Origin of the sequence: Pantoea sp. (assembly GCF_039594315.1) — a bacterium.
Classification (GTDB): domain Bacteria; phylum Pseudomonadota; class Gammaproteobacteria; order Enterobacterales; family Enterobacteriaceae; genus Pantoea.
Window position 1 is genome coordinate 229198 of record NZ_JBCNNP010000001.1, and the last position, 14732, is coordinate 243929.

Consider the following 14732-nt stretch of genomic DNA (forward strand, 5'->3'; position numbering starts at 1 on the left):
GACTAACGAGGCAATTGAATGGAATTCAGATCATTTGAAAAATCCTGGGGCGCTGAAATTCTTGCTGACGGCAGCGCACGTTTTCGCGTCTGGGCGCCGGGGCAGCAACAGATCACCTTACGGCTCGCCGAGCAGGATCGCGTCATGCCAGCCATGGAAGATGGCTGGTTCGAGTTACAAATCAGCGATATCGCCGTCGGCAGCGAATATAACTTCGTGCTGGCCGATGGCACCGTGGTGCCCGATCCCGCTTCGCGTGCGCAGAAAGATTCCGTCAACGGCCCATCGCTGGTGATCGATCCGCGACAATACCGCTGGCAGAACACCAACTGGCAAGGTCGTCCGTGGCAGGAAAGTGTGGTGTACGAACTGCATATCGGCACCTTCACACCCGAAGGCACGTTTCAGGCGGCAATAGCCAAACTTCCGTTGCTGGCCGAATTAGGTATCACGCAGCTCGAAGTATTGCCGGTTTCGCAATTTGGTGGCAATCGCGGTTGGGGCTACGACGGCGTCTTGCTGTACGCGCCGCATGCGGCTTACGGTTCACCGGATGATTTCAAAGCCTTTATTGATGCTGCGCACACGCACGGTTTGTCGGTGGTGCTGGATATCGTGCTCAACCATTTCGGCCCGGAAGGCAATTATCTGCCGCTCTTAGCACCGGAATTTTTCCATCAGGAACGCATGACGCCGTGGGGCGCAGGCATTGCTTATGATGTCGATGCTGCGCGCCGTTATATCGTCGAAGCGCCGTTGTATTGGCTGCAAGAATACAACCTTGATGGTCTGCGCTTTGATGCCATCGATCAGATTGAAGATAGCTCCAGCAAGCATGCGTTGATTGAGATTGCCGAGCGTATTCGCCAGGAAATTAATGATCGCCCTATCCATCTCACCACCGAAGATTGCCGCAACGTGATTTTCCTGCATCCGCGCGATAAACAAGGCAACGCACCGTTGTTCACCGGCGAATGGAACGATGATTTTCATAACGCGGTGCATGTCTTCGCCACCGGTGAAACCCACGCGTATTACCAGGATTTTGCCGACGTGCCGGAAAAATTGGTGGCGCGCGTGCTGACCGAAGGCTTTGCTTATCAAGGCGAGCTATCGCCGCAAAGTGGTCAACGTCGCGGCGTGCCGAGCGCCAGCCAACCGCCAGTGGCGTTCGTTGATTTTATCCAGAACCACGATCAGGTTGGCAACCGCGCTCAGGGCGATCGCTTGATCAACCTGGCAGGCAGCGATCGCACCAAAGTGTTGCTGGCGACGCTGCTGCTGTCGCCGCACATTCCTTTGCTGTTTATGGGCGAAGAGTACGGTGAAACCAATCCGTTCCTGTTTTTCACCGACTTCCATGGCGATTTAGCCAACGCGGTACGCGAAGGCCGCGCCCGGGAATTTACTGGCCATGCCGGACATGACGAAGAGGTACCCGATCCTAATGCGGAGCAAACCTTCATACGTTCGAAACTTGACTGGGACAAACTGCAAACGCCGTCCGGTCAAGCGTGGCAGGCGTTAACCCGTGAACTACTGGCGCTGCGTCAGCAATACATTGTGCCGCTGCTGGCAGACGCAGGCGGTCATTGCGGCAAAGTGCTCGCCACAGCGCCCGGCTTTATCGCCGTCAGTTGGCGCTTGCCGCAAGGCGAACTGTCGCTGGCCCTCAACATCGGCAAGACAACCCAACGCTTACCAGAAATGCCGGGCAGCACGATTTTCGCCTGGCCGCAGCAAACGGAAACTTTAGCGCAGCACGCCATTGTGGTGCGTTTGTCCCAGGGAGCATCTGCATGAACATTCCAACCGCCACCTATCGCCTTCAGTTTCGTAACGGCATGACGTTTGAGCGCGCCATCGATCTCCTGCCGTATTTAAAACGCCTCGGCATTAGCCATCTTTACGCGTCACCGATTTTCAGCGCCACGGCCGAATCGACGCACGGTTATGACGTCACCGACGCCAATCAAATCGACCCGGCAATTGGCGGACGCGCCGGTTTTGATCGCTTGGTTGAGGCGTTGCAGGAAGCCAATATCGGTTTGATTCTCGATATCGTGCCGAACCATATGGCGGCGTCGCTGGAAAATGCCTGGTGGCGCGATGTGATTGAGCACGGTGAAAGCAGCCGTTATGCGCAGCATTTTGACATCGATTGGTCGCGCAAACTGACGCTGCCATTCCTCGGCGACAGTTTTGAAAACGTGCTGGAAAACGGCGAGTTGAGCGTGCAACCGCATCCTGAAACCGGTAAACCGGCGCTGGCCTATTACGACAGCTTTTACCCGCTGACACCGGCCAGTTGGCAGGATAGCGCCGATGAAGTGCTAGCCATCACCGATGCCAAAGCGATCGCTGAACTGCACGAGCAACAGCCGTGGCGCTTAATGAGCTGGCGCGATGCGCGCAAGGAACTTTCTTATCGACGCTTCTTTGAGATTACCGGTTTAGTTGGCGTGCGTGTCGAAGATAAAGCGGTGTTCGCCGAATCCCACCAGCTGATTCTGGAGCTGGTGCATTCTGGCGCGGTGAACGGTTTACGCGTTGATCACGTGGATGGTTTGGCCGATCCGCAGGGCTATTTGCAGCGTTTGCGTAACGCCACAGGCCCGGATTGCTACATCACGGTGGAAAAAATTCTCGCCGCAGGGGAACAGATCCCTGCCGATTGGCCGGTTTCCGGCACCACCGGCTATGAATTTATTGCCGCCCTTTCACATGCGTTGATCGACGATACGCAGATCGATAGTTTGCATTGGGCATATGAAGCCGCCGCCGGACAGCGCTATGACGTTGCCGCCGGTTTACGTGCTGCGCGCGAATTGATGGTCGATCGCAATTTCGCCGGTGAATTTTCCCGCTTGGTAAAATTGGCGTCACGTATTGCATTGCTGGAGCAACGCAACCTGGGTGAAGCGGAATTACACGTCGCGCTGCGCGAACTGCTGCTGGCGTTCCCGGTATATCGTACTTACGGTAATCAGGCTGAGATGCCGAATGAAGGTGAAGAACTGTTACAGCGGGTGCTGGAAAGCGTGAAGAATAGCGCATCACCCACAGCATTGAGCTTGTTGCAGGCGGCATTGTTAGGTGCAGTGGATGAACAAAGTGAAAAGGATGCCGATGAGTTCCGCACCCGCTTCCAGCAACTCACTGGCCCGCTGATGGCGAAATCAGTGGAAGATACGCTGTTCTTCCGCAATCACGCCGCGCTGGCGATCAATGAAGTCGGCGCCGAACCGTTGCCGCACACCTTCTCGTTGGCGCATTTTCATCGCGAGATGCAAAACAGGCTGCAACATCAGCCCAATGGTATTACCTCAACCTCAACCCATGACACCAAACGCGGTGAAGATGCGCGTGCGCGCTTGTATACGCTGAGTGAAGCGCCGGGATTGTGGGCAGAAAATGTGGCGCGCTGGCGCCAGATGAATGCCGCCAAAGTGGTAGAGCTGGACGATGGCCCGGCACCGGAACCCGCCGTGGAGTGGATGCTGTATCAGGCGCTGGCAGGCGTGTGGCCCGCCAATATGCAGCAGCAAGACGTGCTACGACTTGAGGAGCGTTTCCTGCCGTTTGTGGAAAAGGCGCTGCGCGAAGCCAAGCTGCGTACCGATTGGGCTGAAACTAACGAATCGTATGAAACGGCGGTGATGGATTATGCGCGCCATTTGCTGTCGCTCAACAATCCCCAATTCCTCGACGATTTCAGTCAATCGTTGCGTCCGTTTATTCAGGCCGGATTGATCAACAGCCTGACGCAAACCACCCTCAAACTGACTGCGCCTGGCGTGCCAGATATCTATCAAGGCAGCGAAGCACTGGATTTCAGTTTGGTTGATCCTGACAACCGCCGCATGCCGGATTTCGGCCTGCTTGCCCAACAATTAGATGTCGCTACGCCACCGGATTTCACCGAACCGCTTGACTGGCTGAATGGCAAAATCAAACAGCAACTGATTGCGCGTTTGCTGCATTTGCGCCTCAAGCATTCTGCGCTGTTCCGCTTTGGCGATTATCAACCGCTCGAGGTGAGCGGCGAGCAACGAGATCACGTCATCGCCTTTGCACGACAAGACAGCGATCACGCGTTAATTGTGGTGGTGCCACGCCTGAGTTTTGCGGGCATCGACTGGTCAGAATGCGAAATCATCTTACCGGAATCCCTCGCCCATCGACGCTATCGCAACCTTCTCACCGGAGAGAGCGAATCAATCAACGAACGGGTGTTACTGGAGAATGAGCCCTGGTACGCGCCACTGATTTTGGTGAGTTAATTACTATTCGCACGATCCGTAGCGGCGCAATTTATTGCGCAATCTATCGGCTGGCAGAATGTTTAAATCAAAACAACGCGATAAATCGCGCCGCTACAAAATGTGCGCGATGTTGAAGTTAAGCAAGTTAACAGGATTGGAGAGTCTTTGATGTCTAACGATCAATCTTTAACAATAACATCAGGTTCAGCGCTAAAACTCGGTGCGAACTATGATGGCAACGGCGTCAACTTTGCCCTGTTTTCGGCCCATGCCGAGCGCGTGGAACTGTGCCTGTACGATGATAGCGGCGAGAACGAAATCGCCCGTTTTGATCTGCCGGAATATACCCATGAAGTGTGGCACGGCTACATTCCCGGCTTGCAGCCCGGTGCGCTGTACGGCTATCGCGTACATGGCCCGTTTGAACCGGAAAACGGTCATCGCTTTAATCCCAATAAATTATTGCTCGATCCTTACGCGCGTGAACTGGCGGGTGAACTGCAGTGGGACGAATCGCATTTCGCCTATGACCTGCAAGATGAGGAAAAAGATCTCAGCTTTGATACGCGTGACAGCGCGCCATTTACCCCGAAATGCCGCGTCATCGATGAAAATGAATTCGACTGGCAGGACGCCAATCGCCCGAATATTCCGTGGTCCAAAACGGTGATTTATGAAGCGCACGTTAAAGGCTTCAGCCAGCTCAATCCGGCGGTGCCAGCCGAGATGCGCGGCACTTATGACGGCATGAGTAATCAGGCTTCGATTGAGTACATCAAAAGCCTCGGCGTAACCACCGTCGAACTGTTGCCGGTACACGGCTTCCCCGACGACCAACATCTGCTGGATCGTGGCCTGAAAAATTTCTGGGGCTACAACACGCTGGCCTTCTTCGCGCCAGCTACGCGTTACTTCGGCCCGCGCGGCATTCAGGGCTTCCGCGATATGGTGCGCGCCTTCCACGATGCCGGGATCGAGGTGATTCTCGATGTGGTGTACAACCACACCGCAGAAGGCAACGAATTGGGCCCAACCTTGTCGTTCAAAGGCATCGACAACTATTCCTATTACCGCACACTGCCCGATCAGCATCGCTACTACATCAATGACACCGGCACCGGTAATACGGTGAATACTTCGCATCCGCGCGTGTTGCAGATGATCCTCGATTCGCTGCGCTATTGGGCCGAATCGATGCACGTCGATGGTTTCCGTTTCGATTTGGGTACCGTGCTGGGCCGCGAGCCGGAAGGCTTTGATCAGCGTGGCGGCTTCTTTGACGCCATCATGCAGGATCCAGTGCTTTCCAGGCTGAAACTGATTGGCGAACCGTGGGATATCGGGCCGGGCGGTTATCAGGTTGGCGGCTTCCCACCGGGCTGGGCGGAATGGAACGATAAATATCGCGATACGGTGCGTGAATACTGGAAAGGCGACATGGTGACCAACGATTTTGCCGCGCGCTTGCTGGGTTCCGGTGATCTATACGACCAGCGCGGTCGTCGTCCGTGGGCCAGCATCAATTTCCTCACGGCGCATGATGGCTTCACGCTGAACGATTTGGTTTCGTATAACGAGAAGCACAACGAAGCCAACGGTGAAGACAATAACGACGGTCATAACGAAAACCGCTCCTACAACTACGGTGCCGAAGGGCCAACCGAGGATGAAGGCATTAACGCGGTGCGCGAGCGTCAGAAACGTAACTTCCTCGCCACATTACTGTTTTCGCACGGCACGCCGATGATCCTGGCGGGTGATGAATTTGGCCGTAGCCAACTCGGCAACAATAACGGCTATTGCCAGGACAGCGAGATTTCCTGGCTGCACTGGGAAAATCTGCCGCCTTCCGCCGATGCGCTGCGCGATTTTACCCGGCATATTTTGGCGCTGAGAGCCAAACAACCGTTGCTGCGCCGTGAAAGTTGGCGCGATGGCATGGAGATCAAGTGGTTTAACGCTGGCGGTGGATTCCAGCAGGCCGATCAGTGGGATGATGGATCAACGCTCGGCGTATATCTTGGTCGCACGGATTTAGAAGATGAGGAAGGCATTTGGCATGATGTGTTGATGCTGTTTAATCCGTACGAGGGCAATGTGCCATTCCAAATTCCGCAGTTTGGTGAAGGCGGCTGGGTGCTGGAATTGAGTACCTCGGATTCAGCGAAGGAAGGTTTGGTGATTACCAAAGAGAAGGATTTCGAATTGGAAGGACGGAGTTTGGCGTTGTTCCGCCGTCCTTAAAAACGCGCAATAAATTGCGCCGCTACGATATGTGCGGCAATTGATTACCGCACATGAATAACGCTCGTTTTCGTAGCGGCGCGATTAATCGCGTTCTTTTGACTTAGAAATTGACCTTCACGCCCACCATCGCGCTGCTGTCGCTGTAACCTTTATCGCCCATCTGCTGGCCGATATTGCCCCACAGATTGACGGCGTTATTCAGTTTGGCATCCACACCGACTTTCACTTCGCCGAGGTTACGCGCGCCAGCTTGCTTCACTGTTACGCCATTCAGGCTGCTGCCGAAGGTTTCGGTGTTGTGGATCCAGTTAGCTTCGATGAACGGTTCGAAAGTGCGATTTTTGCCGTCATCAATCGCGTTGTGACCTTTGATGTAGGCGCGCATGCCCAAACGAGTTTGCACGTTGTTGTTGCCTTCGCCCACCACGCGCGTACCGTTGCGTTCCTGATGATCATCCGCTTGCACGCCCATCCAGGTTACCTGTGCTTTCGGTTGCAGATAGAAGCTGGAACGCTCGGTCAACTCAGCCATTTTGACGCTGTAACCGGCTTCCAGCGACGCGGTGATGCCTTTGGATTTGTAGCTTTCTGGCGCAATATCCTGGCCTTTCACGCTGTTATCGAACCAGTTGTACAACATCCAGCTATCGACATACGCGCCGGTTTGCTCGGCATTGTCCTGCAACCAGGTTGCGTACACGCCGGTGCTGTAACCATGCACTTCGCCCTTGGCTGAATAGCCGGTCACTGACGAACGCGTGTTGCTCTGCGCGTTAGCGTAGCCGCCCATCACGCCAAGATGGAAACGATCGTCGCCGTTACTGCTCCACTGTGCGATATCACCGCCCAACTGCATCACATAGCGGTTGCCGGTGGTTTTCAGTTGGCCAGAACTATCGCTAAAGCGCGTGTGTCCACCCGCATTGCGCAGCCACAAACTGGTGCTGTGTTTGTTGCCGTCTGCGCCGACGTAATGGGTTTCACCCAGACGATCGTCAAGCGAGGTGGTAAACAAGGTGTTGGCCGCCGCGAGGTTGGCTGCGTAGCTGCCGGTTTCTGGACGCGTGATTGGCGCGCTTTTAACTGGCGTAATGCCATCGCCAATCACTGGTGCGCCGCTTTCCCCGCCAATCGCGCCAACCATATCGTCACGCAGTAACCATTTGTTGCCGTCCTGCACCAGATGGTAATCGTAAGCGCCCGCCACAATGCGGCCTTGCTGCGCGAACGTCCCGTTTATGTCGCCGTCAACGCGAATTAACTCAATGCCGTTAAGTGTTTGCGCGCCGGTGCCGCCCGCGTTTTTCACTACGATGTTGCTGTTGCCGCTGTAATCGCCGGTGATCACCAGATCGTCAGTGACCGAATCATCGCCTTCAAGATGGGTTTTGAAATCAATGGTGCCGTTGTTGCTGGTCAGATTGCCGATGGTCACTTCGCTGTAACCGGTGCCCGGCGCGGTCATATCTAACGTACCGTTATCCAGCGTCAAATTATCGACTGATGAATTGCGCGTGACGTTCCATGCACTGCCGCTGGAGACGTTCAACGTTTCCAGTGAATCGGTTGCGCCATGCCAGACTGAATTATTGGCCAGGTTGATGATGTTTTTTGCGGTGTTAGCGCGATCAATTACGACATCGCCGTTGAATACTGAGCCGTTGTCACCTGTTAATTCCACGTTGCTTATCGAACCGCTAGTATTCACACCAGCGGATAACAGTGTTGCACCGGTTAATAATGATCCTGAGGTGTTCACATTAGTATCCGCATTAAATGCGACCAGAAGAACCGTTCCTTCAGTAGCGGTAATACTGCTGTCGGTGAGTGATAAAGTATTATTACTAACAGGCGTAGAGCTGAACTCAGCCCCGATACTATTAGCACCGTTGAGCGTAATCTGAGAATTACTCAACGCTAATTGGTTTGTTTTACTGTTACCAATGGCAAGAGCATGAGAGGCCGTTCCGCTATCACTGCTATCAATATTAATTCGGACGTTATTTCCTGTGGCCGTGCCACCCGCCAATACCTCTAAACCCCGTGCATTGCCAACTTGGTTGATTTCAATATTGTCAAGATTGGCACTACCATCGAACGCGACTTGAAATGCGAACAAGCCATTACTGTTGTTAACCTGAACGTTATTCGCCGTCAGTTGGCTATTGGTACCCGAAACAAAAACACCTGAATTATTGGCGTTAATAGTGACACCCTCAAGATTCGCTTTCGAGCCGCCTTCAATATCAACTGCCATGTTCTCAGAATTGATTGTGGTATCCCGGATGTCCAATCGGGAATTCGACAATGCCTGAACGGCAGAGTCTGCGGAATTAATCGTGGCATTACGAATGTTTATTTGTGAACCGGCAATCGCCTGAATAGTTCTGGTTGGCCCGGTTGTCGTAATGGTTCCGCCATCATAATTCACCGTGGCATTAGCGCCATTGGTACGCAAACCATAAGAGTTAATACGGTCGGTAAAAATATTGGTGTTAGTGAGATTAACCGTGCCGCCATTCTTCGCGTAGACCGCTTCAGATGAAGAACCCGCCGTTGTAATACTGCTATTATTAATATTAATTGTACTGCCCGCGCCCACGGCATTTGCACCATTTGCCGTATGACCGCTGGCACTGAGCTGGCTATTATTCACAGTCATCTGGCCGCCAGTAACATAAACAGCGTGGGCGTTGTCACCGGTAGTATTAATGGTTGTGTCGCTGATGGATGTATTTCCACTTACCACTGCGGCAAACGCACCATAAGAATTAGTGCCCGAGGTTTTAATGCTGCTATTGGTCAGCGTGATGTTGCCATCGCTGGTTTGTAAACCATATGAAGCCGCGCCACGTGTGGAGATATTAATGCCATCGCCTGAAATCGAAGCATTACCGCGTGCATAAAGTCCATGCGCGGTGCCAGCTGACGTGGTGATGTCTATATTATTTAACGCAATGGATGCGCCAGACTCAGCGAAAGCGCCGTGCCCATAAGCTTTATTCGTGGTGATAGTTCCGTTGGTAAATTCCGCCAGACCATTATTGGTGGCGCTCACGCCACGCACATTTTCCCCGGTACCCGAAGCCACAATATCCTGGTTCTGCACCACAACAGTTTTGCCATTGGCAATAATGGTGCCTGCGGCGTGCGCCGTTGGCGAAAGCAGAGCAACAGTGATCGCCATCGCCAAACCCGATAACGTTATTGCTTTTGTTGGCTGTGAAACAACGCTTGATGATGAGCTTGATTTCGCTTTGCCTTTTGCCAGCTCAGAAGTAACAACAAACTGCTGCATTGCTGCATTCCAGATAACGCGGAAAATTTTATTCATCGGTTTGTACACTCGCAATAATGGCGACGGCTTAGGGAAATCCGCCAGATTGCAGTGATCTTATGTTGTAGTCCTGTAGGGGAATATGGGAGCGGAAGCGTAGATTTGTAGTCCCTGGATGATCCTTTGTAGGACATTACTGACAGACAAACTGAGTGTTGAAAATTTGCACTCGATCTCGCGAAAGCCTTAACGAATGGCAAAAATAAATTAACTAAATCCTCCAATCTGCCGATGTTTATTAATCTGCCCTTTTCCCTGAACGGCTTTACAGGGATGCCTTTAGATTAAGGATAATAAGATGAACATCTCGCAACGTCTGTTTCTCACCTTTTCCATGCTGTTCGGCGCCATTATCCTGCAAGCGGTGCTCGCGATTTCGTTGCTTTCCGGTTTCCAGGATCGCTTTGAATATGTGCAAACCAATGCCATCCCTTCGATTAAAGATCTCGGCAAACTGATTGATGGCAGCAACCAGCTAGCTCTGACCTTATACAAACATAAAAGCCAAACCGATGACGGCAAAATGCCCGCGGTAGAAAATGAAATTCAACAGCAACTGGCTGATTTGAAATCGCTGACCGATTACTACATGGCGAATGATATCTCCAACGATGAAGATCAACGGCTGACAGAGTTGGCTTACAGCAATATCCAGCAGGTAACACAGGCGCTACCGGCGTTTCTTGCCGCCTCACGTGCGCATCAGAACGATATTAGCCTGGCATTGATGGAGGGCAATGACGGCATCGGCGCCGCGATTCATCAATTGATCCGCGATTATCAAAAGCAGCTGGAACTGAATATTTCACTCGGCGACAACTTGCGCGCCACCAATCGCAGCACCTTCCATTCCGTGTTATGGACCACCATCGCGGGCGTGGCCGGCACCGTGGTGATTTTTGGCTTGTTATCGCTGTTCACCGTGTTGCGCATTCGTCGCAGCTTGTCTGCCGCCGGTAAAGTGATGATGGCTGCCAGCGAAAACCTCGATCTGACGCTCAAAGCCGATGAAAGCCGTCGCGATGAAGTCGGCAATATGGCGCATTCGTTCAATATTTTGATGGATCGCGTTGCTAGCGCGCTATTATCGGTGCGCCAAGCATCGCAGTCAGTCAGCAGCGCGTCGGTGCAGATTTCAGCGGGGAATGAAGATCTTTCCGCGCGTACTGAGCAGCAAGCCGCCTCGCTGGAGCAAACCGCCGCCAGCATGACCGAACTGAGTGAAACCGTGCGCCAAACCGCCGACAACACCCATCAAGCCAGCCAGCTTGCCGCCAACGCCAGCGGCTTATCGGAACAAAACAGCGCTTCACTGACCACCATGCTTTCAACTATGGACAACATTCGTGGCAGTTCACGCAAAGTGACGGAGATTGTGTCGATCATCGAAGGCATCGCTTTCCAGACCAACATTCTGGCGCTTAATGCTGCGGTGGAAGCCGCACGCGCCGGTGAACACGGTAAAGGATTTGCGGTGGTTGCAGGCGAAGTGCGCAGCTTGTCGCAGCGTTCCACCACTGCCGCACGTGAGATTAAAGCATTGATTGAAGAGTCGCATCGCCTGACAGAAGCCGGTGCCGCGCAGGCCAATGATGTTGGCCGCAATATGGGCGTGATGAACGATGCGATTCATCAGGTGAGCCAGTTAGTCGAAGAGATCGCGGCGGCGGCGGTTGAGCAGAGCCAGGGCATTCTTCAAGTGCAGCAAGCGGTCAATCAAATGGATGATGTGACGCAGCAAAACGCCGCGCTGGTGGAACAGGCTTCTGCCGCTTCACAATCACTGCAAGAACAAGCCGGAAGTTTGAATCAGCTGGTAGGGAAATTTCAGGTTGCGAATGCGGGAAATGCACCTCAATCACCTGCGGTGATGCGCTCGCCTGTAATGACCAAAACCACGCGATTTGCGGTGGTGAACGACGCAGATTGGCAGAGTTTTTAGTCCATCAATGCAGGTGCGTGTTAATGCGCACCTGCATGCCGAACTCACTTCATCTTGAGCATTTTTACCGTGGCATCGATGTCAACTTCATCCGCCGAGAAGATCAGCGTCGATCCCTGGAAAGTGGTGATCGCCAGCTTTTTCAGCTCACGCATTTCGCCTGGTTTATTGTCTGACTTCGGCTTGATGCTGTTCATCAAAATGCCCACTGACAATACCGGATTCTCTTTATCAATGCCCGCATCGGCTGGCACTTCTTCGCTGTAAACCAGAAACGATTTGATTGAGGTGAGTTTGAGACGCTCGCCGGCGATAAAGATGTATTTGCTCTCCGGCACCACTTTCACTGCATACGCAGACAAACCTTTGTTATTGGTGGTCGGTTCAAAGGTGACAGCGGCGTTTTTCTTAATCAGATCAGGATTGGCGACCTTAATCACATGGAAATAACGGTTGTCACCGTTTTCATCTTTAATAAATCCAAAACCTTTGTCTTCAAACCAGGTTGTGATTGTTCCGTTCATCGCCAGTGCCGCCTAATTAATCATTAATCTAAAAAAGTTCGACGCGCAGTTTAATGCACATCGCCCGCGCAGACCACTTAAGTCTGGACGATAAATTTCGCCAGTGCGAGCGGGCATCCCGATTCGCCAGCTCAGACTAAATTGGTTATCATCCGCCTCCCTTTGCAACCGGGCAGCATGATGTCAGCCATTGTCGATACCTTTATCGCCCCGCCGTGCCACGACGAGATAGAGATTCTCTATCAGGACGCGCATCTGGTGCTGATCAATAAACCCAGCGGCTTGCTCAGCCTGTCAGGCAAAAATCCGCAAAATCTCGATTCGGTGCATCATCGGTTGGTGAAGATCTTTCCCGGCTGCACGCTGGTGCATCGGCTGGATTTTGGTACCTCGGGATTAATGGTGATTGCGCGCAACAAGGCGATCAATGCCGCTTTGTGTCAGCAATTCAGCCAGCGCAGCGTAACGAAGATTTATAGCGCGCTGCTGTGTGGGCATGTGGAGCAAGATGAAGGCGTGATTGATGCGCCGATTGCCAAAGATGCCGCGCTGTTTCCGCGCATGAAGATTTGCAATATCAACGGCAAACCCGCGCGTTCGCATTATCAGGTGGTTGAGCGATTTGAGCGTGCGATGAAAAACGGCGTTTTGTTGCCGGTGACGCGGGTGCAACTCACGCCAGAAACCGGGCGCACCCATCAACTGCGTATTCACTGTGAGCAATTGGGGCACCCGATCTTAGGCTGCGATCTGTATGGTGGGTTGTTGGTGCCAGGCAGCGAACAAACATCTCGTTTGATGTTACACGCCAGCGAACTGCATTTTGTCCATCCAATAACCGAAGAACCGATTACTGCACACAATCCCAGCCCATTTTAATTACCACATCAAATCGTCTGGGACTTTGAAATCCGCATACGGATCGTCTTCATCCTGCGCTTCCTGACTCAGCGCGCTATTCAATACGATGCTATCTGCATCACGCTGCGCGATTTTATCCGCCACGCTAGCTGGGATAATGGCGTATTTGGCTTCACCGTTGTTGTCTGCGACTAAACGCGCAATCGCCAGGCGACCATTGATCAGCTGGGTTTGTGTCAGCTTATCCACCGCGATTTTTTTGATTAGGTTGTTGTCGGTGAAGTTGAAATCAATCGTACCTTTGGCAATGTCGATTTTATTCATTTCAATCAGCTGCTTGACCTGCGCTTTCACTTCTTTCGCCAGCGTGGCTTGCTTCTGCTGCTCGCTAAGTTGCTTATCACGCTCGATCTGCGCTTTCTTGTTCTCTTCTACCGCTTCTCTGGCTTCACGCGCCTGCACGCGCGATTTCTTCGCCGTGCGCTGCACTTTTTCCATCTTTTTATTGCTGACCAGCCCTGCTTTTAGCAGCTGCTCTTGTAAGGTAAGTTTTGCCATTTTGATATCTAAGCCAGTTGAAAAAATTTCAGCGATTATAGCGGCAATGCTTGTTGCTGTGCCAGCTTGCCTGCCTTGTTGACAGGTGATGCGCGGGCGGAAGAGAAAATTTCATATAGCGGGATATTGATGCACAGATAACAAATAGATAACATCTTCGCTTTCGGAGATAGAAAATGTCCGTCCACGATTCACTCCTCGCGTTTTCCTTTGCTGCACTGCTACTCACGCTGACGCCCGGCCTCGATACCGCGCTGATCCTGCGCACCGCCTGCGCTGAAGGCGGTAAAAAAGCCTTTCATACCGCATTGGGCATCAATACTGGTTGCTTCATTTGGGGCGCGGTTGTCGCACTGGGTTTGGGTGCGCTGCTGGCGGTTTCTGAGCTGGCTTACACCATCTTGAAAATTTGTGGCGCTGCTTATTTGTGCTGGCTGGGTTTGCACTTGCTGATGCGCCCGAGGTCAACATTCATTCAAGAAGAGGGAGCCACTTCACCGCGCAACAATTGGTTTATCAGAGGCATGCTGGGCAATGTGCTCAATCCAAAGGTGGGGATTTTCTATGTGTCGTTTTTGCCGCAGTTCATTCCTGCCGGGCATTCGCCGTTCATCTGGACATTTATTCTGGTCGGCATTCATGTGCTGATCGGTACGGTTTGGTCCACCACGCTGATTCTCTCCACCCATTTTGCGTCTGGCGTGCTGAAGAAGAGTCGCGTTATTAGAGCGATGGACCGCGCGACCGGCGGACTGTTTTTGTGTTTTGCGGCGAAACTGGCGTTCAGCACATCAGGCAAGTGATCGCGGTTAGCTGAATTTTCTTCATGACCAACGTTTTTATCGCTGCGCGGCACTGATATTTGTTGGGGCACCATTTAGGGTGCCCCCTTGTTACTTCCTTCCATACGTTCATTTTTTATCAAAAAAATGAGATCCAGACTTCAATTCCTCGCATGAAAAACCTTGAACATGAAATTCCTTCATGTTCGGTGAATT

10 protein-coding genes are annotated in these 14732 nt (G+C 52.6%); 7 read left to right on the top strand and 3 right to left on the bottom strand.

The features are described from left to right. The first annotated feature begins 18 nt into the window (after positions 1–18). From treZ to glgX, 3 genes are all read left to right on the top strand, one after another. Entirely contained in the window at positions 19–1803 is a 1785-nt protein-coding gene (gene treZ / locus ABDW13_RS01020) for a malto-oligosyltrehalose trehalohydrolase (RefSeq protein WP_343550510.1), read from the top strand. After that, positions 1800–4283 (top strand): malto-oligosyltrehalose synthase, encoded by a 2484-nt coding sequence (gene treY, locus ABDW13_RS01025; protein WP_343550511.1) that lies wholly within the window; start codon positions 1800–1802, stop codon positions 4281–4283. Before treZ ends, treY begins: the two co-directional genes overlap by 4 nt. Before the next feature lie 150 nt (positions 4284–4433). Beyond that, complete coding sequence (glgX, locus tag ABDW13_RS01030; protein WP_343550512.1) at positions 4434–6509, top strand: glycogen debranching protein GlgX; 2076 nt, start codon at positions 4434–4436, stop codon at positions 6507–6509. A gap of 103 nt (positions 6510–6612) precedes the next feature. On the opposite strand, the gene ABDW13_RS01035 is transcribed toward glgX, so the two are convergent. Further along, the gene (locus tag ABDW13_RS01035; RefSeq protein WP_343550514.1) at positions 6613–9699 is read right to left on the bottom strand and encodes an autotransporter outer membrane beta-barrel domain-containing protein; all 3087 of its coding nucleotides are present in this window, start codon (positions 9697–9699) and stop codon (positions 6613–6615) included. Here ABDW13_RS01035 and ABDW13_RS01040 point away from each other — a divergent pair. Together ABDW13_RS01040 and ABDW13_RS01045 are read left to right on the top strand one after the other, a co-directional pair. Then, positions 9689–9904 (top strand): hypothetical protein, encoded by a 216-nt coding sequence (locus ABDW13_RS01040; RefSeq protein ID WP_343550515.1) that lies wholly within the window; start codon positions 9689–9691, stop codon positions 9902–9904. The two genes, ABDW13_RS01035 and ABDW13_RS01040, sit on opposite strands and share 11 nt — an antisense overlap. A 243-nt stretch (positions 9905–10147) precedes the next feature. Continuing rightward, the gene (locus ABDW13_RS01045; protein WP_343550516.1) at positions 10148–11791 is read left to right on the top strand and encodes a methyl-accepting chemotaxis protein; all 1644 of its coding nucleotides are present in this window, start codon (positions 10148–10150) and stop codon (positions 11789–11791) included. Positions 11792–11835: 44 nt separating this feature from the next. Here the strand turns inward: ABDW13_RS01045 and ABDW13_RS01050 are convergent, their stop codons facing one another. Next, the gene (locus ABDW13_RS01050; protein WP_343550655.1) at positions 11836–12321 is read right to left on the bottom strand and encodes a cold shock domain-containing protein; all 486 of its coding nucleotides are present in this window, start codon (positions 12319–12321) and stop codon (positions 11836–11838) included. Between the two features lie 174 nt (positions 12322–12495). Here ABDW13_RS01050 and ABDW13_RS01055 point away from each other — a divergent pair, with 174 nt between their 5' ends. Further along, on the top strand, positions 12496–13194 hold the full coding sequence (locus ABDW13_RS01055) for an RluA family pseudouridine synthase (RefSeq protein ID WP_343550517.1): 699 nt from the start codon (positions 12496–12498) through the stop codon (positions 13192–13194). On the opposite strand, the gene ABDW13_RS01060 is transcribed toward ABDW13_RS01055, so the two are convergent. Then, the gene (locus tag ABDW13_RS01060; RefSeq protein ID WP_343550518.1) at positions 13195–13734 is read right to left on the bottom strand and encodes a DUF2058 domain-containing protein; all 540 of its coding nucleotides are present in this window, start codon (positions 13732–13734) and stop codon (positions 13195–13197) included. 176 nt (positions 13735–13910) lie between these two features. Between ABDW13_RS01060 and ABDW13_RS01065 the strand changes: the two genes are divergently transcribed. Further along, positions 13911–14537, top strand: coding sequence for a LysE family translocator (locus tag ABDW13_RS01065; protein WP_343550520.1), 627 nt, complete (start codon positions 13911–13913; stop codon positions 14535–14537). Positions 14538–14732: the final 195 nt, after the last annotated feature.